10 protein-coding genes are annotated in these 14,703 nt (G+C 61.4%); 4 read left to right on the top strand and 6 right to left on the bottom strand.

Going from position 1 to position 14,703, the window contains the following annotated elements:
* Nucleotides 1–11: 11 nt before the first annotated feature.
* Genes AACY52_RS05875 through pcaC form a run of 4 tightly spaced genes read left to right on the top strand, consistent with a single transcriptional unit; the run spans nucleotide 12 to nucleotide 3,903 of the window.
* The gene (locus AACY52_RS05875; protein WP_339415005.1) at nucleotides 12–1,307 is read left to right on the top strand and encodes an MFS family transporter; all 1,296 of its coding nucleotides are present in this window, start codon (nucleotides 12–14) and stop codon (nucleotides 1,305–1,307) included.
* 10 nt (nucleotides 1,308–1,317) lie between these two features.
* A complete protein-coding gene (locus AACY52_RS05870) occupies nucleotides 1,318–2,673 on the top strand; it encodes a 3-carboxy-cis,cis-muconate cycloisomerase (protein ID WP_339560346.1) in 1,356 nt (451 codons plus the stop codon).
* 10 nt (nucleotides 2,674–2,683) lie between these two features.
* Entirely contained in the window at nucleotides 2,684–3,487 is an 804-nt protein-coding gene (pcaD, locus tag AACY52_RS05865; RefSeq protein ID WP_339415003.1) for a 3-oxoadipate enol-lactonase, read from the top strand.
* A 17-nt stretch (nucleotides 3,488–3,504) separates the two neighbouring features.
* A complete protein-coding gene (pcaC, locus tag AACY52_RS05860) occupies nucleotides 3,505–3,903 on the top strand; it encodes a 4-carboxymuconolactone decarboxylase (protein ID WP_339415002.1) in 399 nt (132 codons plus the stop codon).
* A 48-nt stretch (nucleotides 3,904–3,951) separates the two neighbouring features.
* Here the strand turns inward: pcaC and AACY52_RS05855 are convergent, their stop codons facing one another.
* The 6 genes from AACY52_RS05855 to AACY52_RS05830 all read right to left on the bottom strand — a co-directional run bounded on the left by AACY52_RS05855 (nucleotide 3,952) and on the right by AACY52_RS05830 (nucleotide 14,700).
* The gene (locus AACY52_RS05855; protein ID WP_339415001.1) at nucleotides 3,952–4,851 is read right to left on the bottom strand and encodes a polysaccharide deacetylase family protein; all 900 of its coding nucleotides are present in this window, start codon (nucleotides 4,849–4,851) and stop codon (nucleotides 3,952–3,954) included.
* A 321-nt stretch (nucleotides 4,852–5,172) separates the two neighbouring features.
* Nucleotides 5,173–6,423: an OprD family porin gene (locus AACY52_RS05850; protein ID WP_339415000.1), complete on the bottom strand. Its 1,251-nt coding sequence runs from the start codon at nucleotides 6,421–6,423 to the stop codon at nucleotides 5,173–5,175.
* A 142-nt stretch (nucleotides 6,424–6,565) separates the two neighbouring features.
* A complete protein-coding gene (locus tag AACY52_RS05845) occupies nucleotides 6,566–8,182 on the bottom strand; it encodes a J domain-containing protein (RefSeq protein ID WP_339414999.1) in 1,617 nt (538 codons plus the stop codon).
* Between the two features lie 11 nt (nucleotides 8,183–8,193).
* Entirely contained in the window at nucleotides 8,194–9,891 is a 1,698-nt protein-coding gene (locus AACY52_RS05840) for a molecular chaperone HscC (protein WP_339560345.1), read from the bottom strand.
* Nucleotides 9,892–10,084: 193 nt separating this feature from the next.
* The gene (gene adeC / locus AACY52_RS05835; RefSeq protein ID WP_339414997.1) at nucleotides 10,085–11,542 is read right to left on the bottom strand and encodes an AdeC/AdeK/OprM family multidrug efflux complex outer membrane factor; all 1,458 of its coding nucleotides are present in this window, start codon (nucleotides 11,540–11,542) and stop codon (nucleotides 10,085–10,087) included.
* Entirely contained in the window at nucleotides 11,539–14,700 is a 3,162-nt protein-coding gene (locus AACY52_RS05830) for an efflux RND transporter permease subunit (RefSeq protein WP_339414996.1), read from the bottom strand. The genes adeC and AACY52_RS05830 overlap by 4 nt, the downstream gene beginning before the upstream one ends.
* Between the last annotated feature and the right edge of the window lie 3 nt (nucleotides 14,701–14,703).

The raw sequence follows: 14,703 nt of genomic DNA, 5'->3' as shown, positions 1-14,703 counted from the left end.
GTGAAAAAAACATGACAACAACCACCAGTCACTACACCGGAGAAGAACGCAGCAAACGGATTTTTGCGATTGTCGGTGCTTCGTCCGGCAACCTCGTCGAATGGTTCGACTTCTACGTCTACGCCTTCTGCGCCATCTACTTCGCCCCAGCGTTTTTCCCGTCGGACGACCCCACGGTCCAACTGCTCAACACTGCGGGTGTGTTCGCCGCCGGGTTCCTGATGCGGCCTATCGGCGGCTGGCTGTTTGGTAGGGTGGCCGACAAGCACGGCCGTAAGAACTCGATGATGATCTCGGTGCTGATGATGTGCGCCGGCTCGCTGGTCATTGCCTTCCTGCCGACTTACAAAGACATCGGCGCCTGGGCCCCGGCGTTGCTGTTGGCGGCACGACTTTTCCAAGGCTTGTCAGTGGGTGGCGAATACGGCACCACCGCGACCTATATGAGTGAAGTCGCGCTCAAGGGCCAGCGCGGTTTCTTCGCCTCGTTCCAGTACGTAACCCTGATCGGCGGGCAATTGCTGGCTGTGCTGGTGGTGGTGATCCTGCAACAGATCCTCACCGAAGACGAATTGCGCGCCTGGGGCTGGCGGATTCCGTTCGTGATCGGCGCGGTGGCGGCGATGATCTCGCTGCTGCTGCGTCGCACCCTCAAGGAAACCGCCAGTAAGGAAATGCGCCAGGACAAGGACGCCGGCAGCATCGCCGCGCTGTTCCGCAACCATAAGGCGGCGTTTATCACCGTGCTCGGCTACACCGCCGGCGGCTCGCTGATTTTCTACACCTTTACCACCTACATGCAGAAGTACCTGGTGAACACTGCCGGGATGCATGCCAAGACCGCCAGCTACATCATGACCGGCGCGCTGTTCGTGTACATGTGCATGCAGCCACTGTTCGGCATGCTTTCGGACAAGATCGGCCGGCGTAACTCGATGCTCTGGTTCGGTGCCCTCGGCACCCTGTGCACGGTACCGATCCTGCTGACCCTGAAAACCGTGACCAGCCCGTTCCTGGCTTTTGTGCTGATCTCCCTGGCGCTGGCCATTGTCAGCTTCTATACCTCTATCAGCGGCCTGGTGAAAGCGGAAATGTTCCCACCGCACGTACGTGCATTGGGTGTGGGCCTGGCCTATGCGGTGGCCAATGCGATCTTCGGCGGTTCGGCGGAATACGTGGCCTTGGGCCTGAAATCCATGGGCATGGAAAACACTTTTTACTGGTACGTCACCGGCATGATGGCAGTGGCTTTCCTGTTCAGCTTGCGCCTGCCTAAACAGGCGGAGTACTTGCATCACGATCTTTAAGGGATGAGCTATGACGCTGCGCACGAGCAATCAATTGTTCGACGCTTATTTCACGGCGGACAGCATGGCCGAGGTGTTCTGCGACAGGGGACGTTTGCAGGGCATGCTGGATTTTGAGGCGGGGTTGGCCCGGGCCGAGGCTCGGGTCGGTTTGATCCCCCAGGCCGCGGTCGCACCGATCGCCCAGGCGTGCCTGGCGTCGCTGTATGACGTCGATGCCCTCGGCGTGGCGATTGCCACGGCGGGGAATTCGGCGATTCCGTTGGTGAAGGCATTGGGCAAGTTGATTGCCGCTGAAGACCCCGGCGCCGAACGTTATGTGCACCTGGGCGCGACGAGCCAGGATGTGATGGACACCGGGCTGGTGCTGCAACTGCGCCAGGCCGTGGCATTGATCGAAACGGACCTGGCGCGCCTGGGCGACATTCTTGCCACCCAGGCCAAGCGCTATGCGACCGTGCCACTCGCTGGGCGGACCTGGTTGCAGCATGCGACGCCGGTGACCCTGGGGATGAAAATCGCCGGTTGGCTGGGGGCAGTCACGCGCAGTCGGCAACGTCTCGCCGAACTGAAACCGCGCTTGCTGGTGCTGCAATTCGGCGGTGCCTCCGGAACCCTCGCAGCGCTGGGCGAACAGGCCATGCCGGTGGCCGAGGCGCTGGCAACAGAGCTGCAACTGACCTTGCCCGAACAGCCCTGGCACACCCAACGGGATCGTCTGGTGGAATTCGCGAGCGTGCTTGGCCTGATCGCTGGCAGCCTCGGCAAACTGGGCCGCGATATCAGCCTGCTGATGCAAACCGAAGCGGCGGAGCTCTTTGAGCCCTCCGCGCCGGGCAAAGGCGGCTCATCGACCATGCCGCACAAGCGCAACCCGGTGGGCGCCGCAGTGCTGATCAGCGCCGCGACCCGTGTGCCCGGGTTGGTGGCGACAATGTTCAGTGCCATGCCCCAGGAGCACGAGCGCAGCCTGGGCCTGTGGCATGCCGAATGGGAAACCTTGCCGGAGATTTGCCGGTTGGTCTCCGGCGGGTTGCAACAGGCCTTGCTGGTGAGCGAAGGGTTGGAAGTCGACCCGCAACGCATGGCGCACAACCTCGACCTGACCCAAGGCCTGGTGCTGGCCGAAGCCGTCAGCATCGTGCTCGCCCAGCGCCTGGGCCGTGAAACTGCACACCATCTGCTGGAGCAATGCTGCAAACGCGCCGTCGCAGAAGGCCGGCATCTGCGCGCGGTATTGGCGGATGAGCCGCAAGTCACCGCCGAGCTGTCAGCGGCTGAGCTGGACCGCTTGCTTGATCCCGCCCATTACCTGGGCCAGGCCCGCACCTGGGTCACCCGCGCTGTAGCCGAACACTTTGCTTGAGGAGACCACAGTGGCATTTTTACAACTCGCCGAGGGCGAACTGCATTACAAATTGGACGGGCCTGTGGACGCGCCAGTGTTGGTGCTTTCCAACTCATTGGGCACCGACCTGCACATGTGGGACATCCAGATCCCGGTCTTCACCAAACATTTTCGCGTGCTGCGTTTTGACACCCGTGGCCATGGCAAATCCTTGGTCAGTCCTGGGCCCTACAGCATCGAGCAACTCGGTCACGACGTGATCGCGCTGCTCGACGCACTGGCCATCCAACGCGCACATTTCTGCGGCTTGTCCATGGGTGGCTTGATCGGCCAGTGGCTGGGCATCAACGCGGGCGGCCGCCTGCATCGCCTGGTGCTGTGCAACACTGCGGCCAAGATTGGCACGCCCGACGTTTGGAACCCACGCATCGAGAGGGTGCTGCGCGATGGCGCAGCGGCGATGGTTGCGCTGCGCGATGCGTCGATTGCGCGCTGGTTTACCGCCGACTTTGCGGCGGCCAACCCGCACCAGGCCCGGCAGATTACCGACATGCTTGCGGCGACCTCGCCTGAGGGTTACGCCGCCAACTGCGCAGCGGTGCGGGATGCGGATTTTCGCGACCAACTGGCCTTTATCAAAGTGCCGACCCTGGCGATTACCGGCACTGAAGACGCAGTCACACCGCCTGCGGGCAGCCACTTTATCCAGAACCATGTGCAGGGTGCCGAGTACGCTGAGTTCTACGCAGCGCATTTGTCCAACGTTCAGGCCGGTGCTGCGTTCAGCGAGCGCGTTATCGAATTTTTACGCACTACAGATCGCGTTTCCTAGTGAATCAGGAGTTTTTTGTGGACGAGAAACAACGTTATGCCGAAGGCCTGCAAGTGCGTCGCGAAGTGCTGGGTGATGCCCATGTCGACCGCAGCCTCAATGCCCTGACCGAGTTCAACAGTGAGTTCCAGGAAATGATCACCCGCCATGCCTGGGGTGATATCTGGACCCGTCCCGGCTTGCCTCGGCACACCCGCAGCCTGATCACCATCGCCATGCTGATCGGCATGAACCGCAGCGAAGAACTCAAGCTGCACCTGCGCGCCGCCGCCAGCAATGGCGTGACCCGTGCTGAGATCAAGGAAGTGCTGATGCAGAGCGCGATCTACTGCGGGATTCCGGCGGCGAATGCGACGTTCCATTTGGCTGAGTCGGTGTGGGATGAGCTGGGGGTGGAGTCGCGCGAGCAAGACTGAACCTGAAATACGATCAAATGTGGGCGCTGGCCTCTATCGCACCGGGAATCAGTGGGAATCCGCATCCCACACCCAGTGCCACACACCCGGCAGATGCACCTCTTCACTCACATCCTTCACGGTCCTTGCCAACGCCGCGCGCTGAAGCTGGGCGGTGTCGGTGTAGAACGGCGCAGCGGCCGTCTTCATGCCAGTGACGCGCGCGCTGTCCAGCAGGATCTGCAAGTACTCCTGCATATGGATCGCGGTATAGCGGTTGATGTCGTGGAACGTCACCACCACTGGTATCACGCCGTCCACGGTCGGCAGTTGCCCCAATGCGATGCGCTCGCGCACCACCGACAGTTGCCGATACACATTCGCCCGGCGCCGTGGGCTGCCGTTGAAGCCCCAGATCTTGCCGTCATTGGCGCTCAGGTCGGTCAACAACACGTGCATGCCATGGCGCTTGTAGGCGGCGAAGGTGCGGCGGTCGTAGTTCCAGAACGGTGGACGTACCAGCGTGGGCGGTGCACCGGTGATGGCGGCAATGTCGGCGGCGCCCTGGGTGAGGGTGCTTTCAAGTGTCGCGTCATTCAGCCAACGATGGTTGGTATGAAACGCCGTGGCCGTGTGGAAGGCCAGGATATGCCCGCCCGCGTATTCACGCTCCATCGTCTTGCGGCCCCGCGAACTGCCACCGGAGCGGGCTGCTTCGGTTTGCAGGAAAAACACCGCCTTGATCCCCGGCAATACCGGGTTCTGCGCCAGGTCGGCCACCACCGAACGGCTCGGGTTGTTGTAGCCCGATGCGCTGGGGCCGTCATCGAAGGTCAGTAGAAAGCGGATCGGCGCCTGAGCTTGCAGGCGTTGTTCGGTCTGCGGTGTCAGGGCGATGGGGGCGCCGATGCAGCCGCTGAGGCTCAGGGCCAGGGCTAGCATGGCGGATGCGATGGCGAAGGATTTCATGGCGGGCGCGGGCTCAAATAGAAGGCCGCTGTTGGGTGGGATCAGCAGCGGCAGGCGCGCACGATACAGCAAGATCGGCTGTGTGAGGTGACAGTCTGACAGGCGAGCGCTGATCGGCGTCAGCCCAGGTATTGGCTGTTGCTGAAGACCTCATGGCGCGCAGTCGTCGAACTGTGTGCCCCTTTGGGGTGGCTCGGGTGAGCGTGTGTAACAGGTTTTGAAACGCCCATGTATTGTCCTTTTCGCGGAGCCAGTTGCTGACCCTGTCTCTTGGAATCGGTCGGACGCGTCAGATCGTTCCCCGATACATGTCATTCGGGTTTACAGCAGACTGATCGGATAGCTGATGATCAACCGATTCTCATCAAACTCATTGTTGCTGTAGTCACGCCGCATGCTCGAATTGCGCAGGCGCACTGTCAGGTTTTTCGCGGCGCCGCTTTGCACGGTATAGCCCAATTCGCTTTCGCGGCCCCATTCCTTGCCATCAGTGATCGTCCCGGTGTGCACATTGCTGCCGCTGATATAGCGATTCATCAGGGTCAGCCCGGGCACGCCGAGGGTGGCGAAGTTGTAGTCGTGACGCACCTGCCAGGATTTCTCTTGGGCGTTGTCGTAGCTCGAGTTGTAGCTGTCGTTGGCCAGGGTGCCGCCGCTGGTGCCGTTGACGCGCATCCAGGCGCTGTCGCCGGTGAGTTTTTGCAGGCCGACATAGAAGGTGTTGCCGCCGTACTTGGCCGAGAACAGGCCGGACCAGGTCTTGTTGTCCAGCTCGCCTGCGCGGGCGCTGCCGTCGTCCTTGCCATAGAAAAAGCCAAGGTTGGCGCCCAGGGTCCAGTCGCCCAATGGCTGGCTGTGGGTCAGGTTAACGAACTGCTGGCTGTAGATGTCCTTGAGCTGCGCGTTCCACAGGCCGATCTGCGTGCGTTTGTCATTGAACGCGTACTCGCCGCCCTGGAAGTTGAAGCGGTCGGAAGTGAACGCGGTTTTACCGACCATCGACATGTCGGTCATGCTGCTGTCGTCACGCGGGCTGTTGGCGCGGAACTGGCCGCCGTAGAGGGTCAGGCCGTCGATTTCCCTGGAGGTGATCTGCCCGCCGCGCAAGGTTTGCGGCAGGGAGCGACCATCGTCCGAGCGCAGGATAGGCAGCACCGGCATCCATTCACCGACCTTCACGTCGGTCTTGGAGATGCGCGCCTTGAACGCTACACCGAGGCGTCCGAACTCATCCGCAGGGCGGCCATCATGGTCCAACGGCAGCAACTGGGTACCCCCGGTGCCGCGCCCACCGTCCAGCTTCAACGAATACAGCCCCAGTACATCCACGCCAAAACCCACGGTGCCTTGGGTGAAACCGGACTTGGCGTCGAGGATGAAACTCTGCGTCCACTCCTGCGCATTGCCCTGGGCTTTAGTGGGGTTGGTGAAGTTGCGGTTGAAGAAGAAGTTACGCAGGTTGAGGTTGGCGCTGGCGTCTTCGAGAAAGCCGTGTTCTTCGGCGACGACGGGCAGGGCAAGGCTGGCGACAGCGGTTGCCAGCAGGAGCTGGCGCGGGTGGAAAGTGCTCATGGCGTAAGGGCCTGTTGTTATTGGGTTTATGCAGGTGGCGGCCATGGTGCGGGGCGGTGCGGGGGCGATTCAATTGGGGGAGGACGGGTTGTGGGCGATGATCGAACGCAAGTTGGCGGGCGCTCAGTCCCGGCATTTCCGGTTATCGCTTGGGCAGATCGAAGTGGGTCCAGGGCACTGGCGGCAAGTAGTGCTGCGCAGCAATGATTAACGCGACCATCACCACCAGGAACACCGCTTGCAACGGGCTCCAGAAGGCCCAGTGCAAGCCGTTCAACCACGGGTAACCTTCGCTGAATTTCTGGCTCATGTGGCCGATGCGTTTTTTGTGCTGCAGGTTGATCAGGACCATACCGGCGTAGGTGAGCATGCCCAGCACGCCGAGCATCAACCCGCAGGCCACCAGCATGATCGCCTGTGGTACACCATGGCGAATCACCAGCCAGTAGTCATTGGGGTTGAGCCGCTTGGGAATCAGGTGCTGGCTCAGCCACACATCCTGAACCCGGTAGGTTGAGCTCATCCCGGACCACAGTTGGGTGACGCGGAAGCCAATGGCCGCCGGTACGAATGCCATCAGCATGAAAATGACCACCGACATCCCGTCAAGGTTGTCGGGTTTGTCGTGCGCAATACTCAGGCCAAACCCCAGCGCGAACACGGCCCACAGCCGGATAAACACCTGGGTGTAGATGGGGCGGGGCACGTACTTGCGCCAGAAGAACAGGTCGGCCTGGGGCAGGCGTTCAACCAATTGCGGGTAGCGCCAGGTCAGGGTTTGAGCCAAGTGCTGGCAGGCGTTCCACTCGTTTTCGCCAAACCCGTCGATCATGCGTTTTTGTTGGGTGGCGCTCATGGGCGTCAGCAGCAGGCGCGCGGCGAAGGCATCGGCGGACGTGCGTCGTTTGTCCTGGGCTTTGTCTTGCAGGTGAACATAGAAACTTTCCTGCTCACAACGCGACACCCATTCGCGCCACATCCACGCCGGTTCCGGGTAGACGCCTTTCTGGTCGTCCCAACCAAACACCTGGCACACCCGCTCGAACAGCGGCACGCTCCAAGTGGTGTCGTGGAGCAGGTGCAGGATGATGCGTTGCCACTGCTGTTGCAGGTCGAACACCCGCAGCCAGGGCTGGTTGTTGAACTGCGTGAGCTGGGTGATGAACTCGCGCTCGGCCTTTTGCTCCAGCAGTTCCTGCAAGGTGTGGCGGTAGTCCTGCAGCAGTTCGCTGGTCAGCGCATCGTATTGCCAAGTGGTCATTGCCACCTGCTGCCACGGGGTCAGCCATTCCAGGTTGTGTACCGCCCATTGGGCGATAGGACTGCGTTCGCCCGGTGCTTCAAAGCAGTGGCGCAGCAAGCCAACCTGGAAAGCGTCGGTGCAGTCCTGCTGATTGGCCAGGTTCCAGCGTTCGATGAAGTTGCTGACGTTGAGTCCACTGAGCAGGGCATGCGCCGGGTCGGCCTTGGGCGCTTCGAAAGAGGCAGGGTGCAGGACGCTGACGTCCATCAACTCGGCGAGGTCGTTGAGGTTACCGTAGGCCTGTTCGGCAGCGGGCGTTGCGGCGATGTTTGGCTGTTCTTCGCAGTCGGCTCGCCAGCGTGCGTAGGCCAGTGCTTCTTCATAGGCTTCGCGCAATCGCTGGAAGCCTGCGGCATCGTCATCCGGCCGGCAGCTTTTCAGCAGCCGCGCATAGCTGCGCTTGATGGTGCGCTCGTCAGCGTCTTCCGACAGTTGCAGCACGGTCCAGCAATCCATGGTGTGTTCCCTCAGCGCCAGAACCCGTTGTCGAGTTGCTCAAGTTGCCGGGTCAGTTCGCTGCGGGCTTCACGGATGCGGCGTTCATCCTGGGAATCGAGCACCTGTTGGAACTGCCCGGCCCAGTGCCCAAGCTGCTCGCGAAGTTCGCCGAGGCTTTCCTGGTAGAGCCGCTCGAGCCGCGCGGTGAGTACGGTATTGACCTGTTGGTCGCGCGGGTGAACCTTCAACTGCGCCAGGGCTTGCAGGCGTTGCTGGATCTCCTCGGGGCTGAGCACGCCAGGGTTGTTCTCGATCACCAGCGAATGTTGCTCGCCGGTCAGCGGAATGCTCACCTGGGCTTCCAGCAGGCCGTTGTTGTCGTAAGTGAAGCGCACGTCCAGCGAGACTTCACCGGCCTTGCGCTTGGGCACGGGAATTTCCAGTTGGCCCAGCTCGATGTTGTCTTTGACCAGGCGGCTTTCGCCTTGGTAGATCTTCAGCAGTACGCGGGTCTGGTCGTCAGACAGGGTGACCACGCTTTTGACCCTGCTCACCGGCACGCTGCTGTTGCGTTCGATCAGCGGCAGGTAATGGCCGCTCTCGATATGGCTACCGTACTGGTTAGAGGTTTCGATGCCCAAGGTGTAGGGGCAGACGTCGGTCAGCACCACTTCTTCCAATGCGGCGGAGCGGGCTTTGAGCGCCGCCTGGATCGCAGCGCCATGGGCGACCACTTGGTCCGGGTCGAGACTGATGGACGGGAAACGCCCGAACAACCCGGCGGCGAGTTTGCGCACCAGCGGCATGCGCGTGGTACCGCCCACCAGCAGGATTTCATCCAGGTCGCCCACACGAATCCGCGCATCACGCAGGGCCCGTTCGATCGGTGCGCGCAGGCGTTCCAGCAGCGGCGTGTAGAGCTTGGCCAGTTCCTGTTGGGTGATGGTTTTTACCCATTGCTGGCCATCGACACGCAGAGCGAAGTCGGCGCTGTCGTCCTGCCCAAGGGCCTTGCGCACGCGTTCAGCTTCGCGGCGCAGGGCTTGCAGTACGCTGCTGGTGGGCGGGAAGCCTTGGGCGTTGCGCTGGCTGTCGACGAAGTGTTCCAGCAGCAGGGTGTCGAAGTCTTCGCCGCCGAGGAAGTTGTCGCCGGCACTGGCACGGACTTCCATCACGCCGTCGAACAACTCAATGATCGACACGTCGAAGGTACCGCCACCGAGGTCAAAGACCAGGAACGAGGTTTCCTTGTCGCGCTGATGCAGGCCGTAGGCGAGGGCGGCAGCGGTGGGTTCGTTGATCAGTTTTTCGACGTTGAGCCCTGCCAGTTCACCGGCGATGCGTGTGGCGTTGCGTTGGCCGTCGCTGAAATAGGCGGGCACGCTGATCACGGCTTCGGTGACGGTATGGCCGTAGGTGCGCTCGATGTCTTCCTTCAGGCTTTTGAGCACCAATGCGCAAAGTTCTTCCGGACGGAACGAGCGGCCGCCCAGGCGCACTTCGGTGGCACTGCCCATGTAGCGTTTGAACAACGACGTGGTCAGGTGCGGGTGAGTGTGCAGGCGTTCTTTGGCAGCCTGGCCTACCAGGACACGGCCTTGATCATCCAGACCGACCACGCTTGGGGTCAGCAACTGGCCAAGGGCATTGGGCACCAATTCGGCGGTATCACCGCGCCAGACAGCGGCGAGACTGTTGGTGGTCCCCAGGTCGATTCCTACGATCATTACGACAAGCGCCCTCTGTGGTCTGTAAGAATCTGTGACCAATTTTATCCTGAAAGGTTGGGCGAAAAGCAAGGCAATGGGCGTTTGAGCCCGCTCACTACAAAAGCCGGCGGCCACCCATCAGGCATAAAAAAACCGCTTCCGGTGAGGGAAGCGGTTTTGTTTACAGCGGCGTTACTTTTTTACAACCGCATCAGAACAACTTCAGTGCCGGTGCTTCTTCTTTCAACGGCTCGTTCTTCGCGCTCTGCTCGTTCCAGCCGCCGCCGAGGGCCTTGTACAGGTTGACCTCGCTGTTCAACTGCGCCAGGCGGTCGGTGATCAGCGACTGCTGGGCACTGAACAGTTGGCGCTGAGCGTCAAGGAACGTCAGGTTGCTGTCGACACCAATGCGGTAGCGACGCTCGGCCAGGCGGTAGTAATCCTGGTTGGCCGCGACAAAGCCACGCTGGGCCTCCAGTTGCTGCTTGTAGGTCTCACGCGCGGCGAGGCCGTCGGAGACCTCCTGGAAGCCGGTCTGGATCGCCTTCTCGTAGTTCGCCACGTTGATCTCTTTCTGGATCTTCGAGTAGTCCAGGCTGGCGCGCAAGCTGCCGGCGTTGAAGATCGGGATGTTGATCTGCGGAGCGAACGACCAGGTGCCCGAGCCGCCTTTGAACAGGCCGCCGAGGTCCGGGCTCAGGGTGCCGGCGTTGGCCGTCAAGCTGATGCTCGGGAAGAACGCAGCACGGGCGGCGCCGATGTTGGCGTTGGCCGCCTTGAGGTTGTACTCGGCCTGCAGGATGTCTGGACGACGTTGCAGCAGGTCCGAGGGCAACCCGGCCGGCACTTCGCTGAGCAGGTCATCCGACAGCGGCTTGCTGGCGATATTCGCCGGCAGGCCAGTGCCCAGCAGCAGGGTCAGGCTGTTTTCGTCCTGGGCCACCTGGCGCGTATACCGGGCAAGCTGCACCCGGGCGTTTTCCACCGAGGTGCGTGCCTGGCTCAGGTCGAGGGCCGAGGTCACGCCGACTTCGTTGCTGCGCGAGGTGAGCTTGAAGCTCTGCTCGAAGGCGCCCAGGGTGTCCTGGGTCAGCTTGAGCAGTTCCTTATCGGCTTGCCAGGTCAGGTAGGCATTGGCCACGCTGGCCACCAGGCTGATCTGGGTGCTGCGGCGGGCTTCTTCAGTGGCGAAGTACTTCTGCAGCGCTTCTTCACTCAGGCTGCGTACGCGACCGAACAGGTCCAGCTCATAAGAGCTGATCCCGAGGGTGGCCGAGTATTGGCTGGTGATGTTCGCTTCGCCGGTCTGGGAGGCACGGGCCGGCACACGCTGGCGGCTGCCGCTGCCATTAGCCGACACTGCCGGGAACAGGTCGGCACGCTGGATGCGGTACTGCGCCGCGTAGGCGTCGATGTTCAGGGCCGCAACGCGCAGGTCACGGTTGTTCACCAGCGCGGTCTGGATCAACTGTTGCAGGGCAGGGTCATGGAAAAACTGCTTCCAGCCCTGTTCGGCAGCGGCCTGGCTCGGTGCCTGGGCCGACGAATACGCCGGCCCCTGCGGGAACTGCGCGGCCACTGGCGCTTCGGGGCGCTGATAGTCAGGTATCAGCGAGCAGCCACTGAGCACGAATGCCGTGACGGCTAGGGAAAGTAGCGACTTGCTCATTGGCCAGCCTCTTTAGGAGTTTGCTTGGTTTCTTTCGGTTTACGGTCGCCGATGGCGGACACGGTTGCAAAGAACAACGGCACCCAGAAGATCGCCAACACTGTGGCCGTGATCATACCGCCAATTACACCGGTACCGATCGCGTGCTGGCTGCCTGAACCTGCGCCTGAGGAGATCGCCAGCGGCAGTACGCCGAGGATGAACGCCATGGAGGTCATGATGATCGGACGCAGACGCATACGGGACGCCTCGATGGCCGCCTCGACGATGCCTTTGCCCTGTTCGTGAAGCTCTTTGGCGAACTCCACGATCAGGATGGCGTTTTTCGCCGCCAGGCCCACCGTCACCAACAGGCCCACCTGGAAGAACACGTCGTTGGACAACCCGCGCATGCTGGTGGCGATCAACGCACCCACCACGCCCAGCGGCACTACGAGTACCACCGCAATCGGGATCGACCAGCTTTCGTACAGTGCCGCCAGGCACAGGAACACCACGAGCAGCGACAAAGCGTACAGCGCAGGTGCCTGGGAACCGGACAAGCGTTCTTCGTACGACAAGCCCGTCCAGGCGTAGCCGATACCCGCCGGCAATTGCTTGGCGATGCGTTCGACTTCCGTCATGGCGTCACCGGTGCTGTAGCCCGGTGCCGGGGTGCCGAGGATCTCCATCGCCGCCACACCGTTATAGCGCGAGAGCTTCGGCGAGCCGTAGATCCACTTGCCCGAGGCGATGGCCGACAGCGGCACCATCTTCCCGGAGTCGCTGCGCACGTACCATTTGTTCAGGTCTTCAGGCGACATGCGGCTGGCGGCTTCACCTTGCACGTAGACTTTCTTCACCCGACCACGGTCGATGAAGTCGTTGACGTAGCTGCCACCCAAGGCAATTGCCAGGGTCTGATTGATGTTCGACAACGTGATGCCCTGGGCGCTGGCCTTCTCGTCATCGACGGTGAGCTCATACTGCGGCTCATCGTTCACGCCGTTGGGGCGCACACCTGCGAGGATCTTGCTCTGGGCAGCCATGCCCAGGAACTGGTTACGGGCCGCCATCAACTTCTCATGGCCGACACCGCCCTGGTCTTGCAGGAACACGTCGAAACCGGTGGCGTTACCCAGTTCCAGAACAGACGGCGGCACAATGGCGAATACCATGGCGTCCTGGAAGGTCTGCATGAAGTAACCCTGGGCGCGCTTGGCGATTTCAAACACGGAGGTGGACGCATCACGTTCATCCCACGGCTTGAGCATCACGAAGGCCAGGCCCGAACTCTGGCCACGACCGGCGAAGTTGAAGCCGTTTACGGTAAACACCGATTTCACGCCTTTGCCTTCGCCAGGCTCGCCTTCCTTGTCATTGAGCAGGTATCTACGCATGTCATCGATGACTTTCTGCGTACGTTCAGCCGAAGAACCCACAGGCGTCTGCACCTGGGCAAAGATCACGCCCTGGTCCTCATCGGGCAGGAACGCGGCAGGGATGCGCATGAACAGCCAGATCATGCCGGCGAAGATCAGTGCGTACACCAGGAACGCCGGGATCTTGTGCTTGATCATGTTGCCCACGCCGCGCTCGTAGCTCAGTACGCCACGGTCGAAGGTGCGGTTGAACCAGCCGAAGAAACCGCGCTTGGGTTGGCCGTGTTTTTCAGGGTCGATCGGCTTGAGCATGGTGGCGCACAAGGCCGGGGTGAAGATCAGGGCAACCAGTACCGACAGCGCCATGGCCGAAACAATGGTGATGGAGAACTGTTTGTAGATCACACCGGTCGAGCCGCCAAAGAAGGCCATCGGCAACAGTACCGCCGACAGCACCAGGGCAATACCCACCAAGGCGCCCTGGATCTGGCCCATGGACTTGACCGTCGCCTCTTTCGGCGACAGGTGTTCCTCGGCCATTACCCGCTCAACGTTTTCCACCACCACGATGGCATCGTCCACCAGCAAGCCGATGGCCAGGATCATGCCGAACATGGTCAGGGTGTTGATGGTGAAGCCGAACGCCGCGAGGATCCCGAAGGTACCCAGCAATACCACCGGCACCGTCATGGTGGTGATGATGGTGGCGCGGAAGTTCTGCAGGAACAGGAACATCACCAGGAACACCAGCACGATCGCTTCGACCAGGGTGTGCACCACGCCGGAGATCGATTCGGTCACTACAGGCGTGGTGTCATACGGCACCACCGCCTTCATGCCTGGCGGGAAGAACGGTTCCAGGGACGCCACTGTGGCGCGGATAGCCTTGGCGGTGTCGAGGGCGTTAGCACCCGAAGCGAGCTTGATCGCCATACCGGAAGCCGGATTACCGTTGAACTGCGCGCTGATGCTGTAGTTCTGGCCACCCAGTTCGATACGGGCCACATCACGCAGGCGAACCTGGGAGCCGTCGCTGTTCACCTTCATCAGGATGTTGCCGAATTGCTCTGCGGTTTGCAGACGGGTCTTGCCGATGATGGTTGCGTTCAGCTGGTTGCCGGGTAGGGCAGGCAGGCCGCCCAACTGGCCGGTGGCGACCTGGACGTTCTGTGCGGAGATGGCCGTGCTGACATCGACCGGGGTCAACTGGAAGTTGTTCAGCTTGGCCGGGTCCAGCCAGATACGCATGGCGTACTGCGAACCGAACACCTGGAAGTCACCGACACCCGCGGTCCGCGAGATCGGGTCCTGGATGTTGGACACGATGTAGTTGGACAAGTCGTCCTTGTTCATGCTGCCGTCTTCCGACACCAGCCCAATCACCATCAGGAAGTTCTTCACCGACTTGGTCACGCGGATACCCTGCTGCTGCACTTCTTGCGGCAGCAGTGGGGTCGCCAGGTTCAGTTTGTTCTGCACCTGAACCTGGGCGATGTCCGGGTTGGTACCCTGGTTGAACGTCGCGGTGATGGTCATGCTGCCGTCGGAGTTACTGTCCGAGGCGACATAACGCAGGTTGTCGATACCGTTGAGCTGTTGCTCGATCACCTGCACCACGGTGTCCTGCACGGTTTGTGCCGACGCGCCTGGGTAGGTCACCTGGATGTCGATGGCGGTTGGCGCGATGGCCGGGTATTGGTTGATGGGCAACTTCAGGATCGACAGTGCCCCGACCAGCATGATCACCAGGGCAATTACCCAGGCGAAAATGGGACGGTCGATAAAAAATTTCGACATGAA

Source organism: Pseudomonas sp. EA_65y_Pfl1_P113, from assembly GCF_963970525.1.
GTDB classification, from domain to species: domain Bacteria; phylum Pseudomonadota; class Gammaproteobacteria; order Pseudomonadales; family Pseudomonadaceae; genus Aquipseudomonas; species Aquipseudomonas tritici.
Note: the sequence above shows the minus strand (reverse complement) of the source record. Positions and strands in the feature narration are given on the sequence as shown.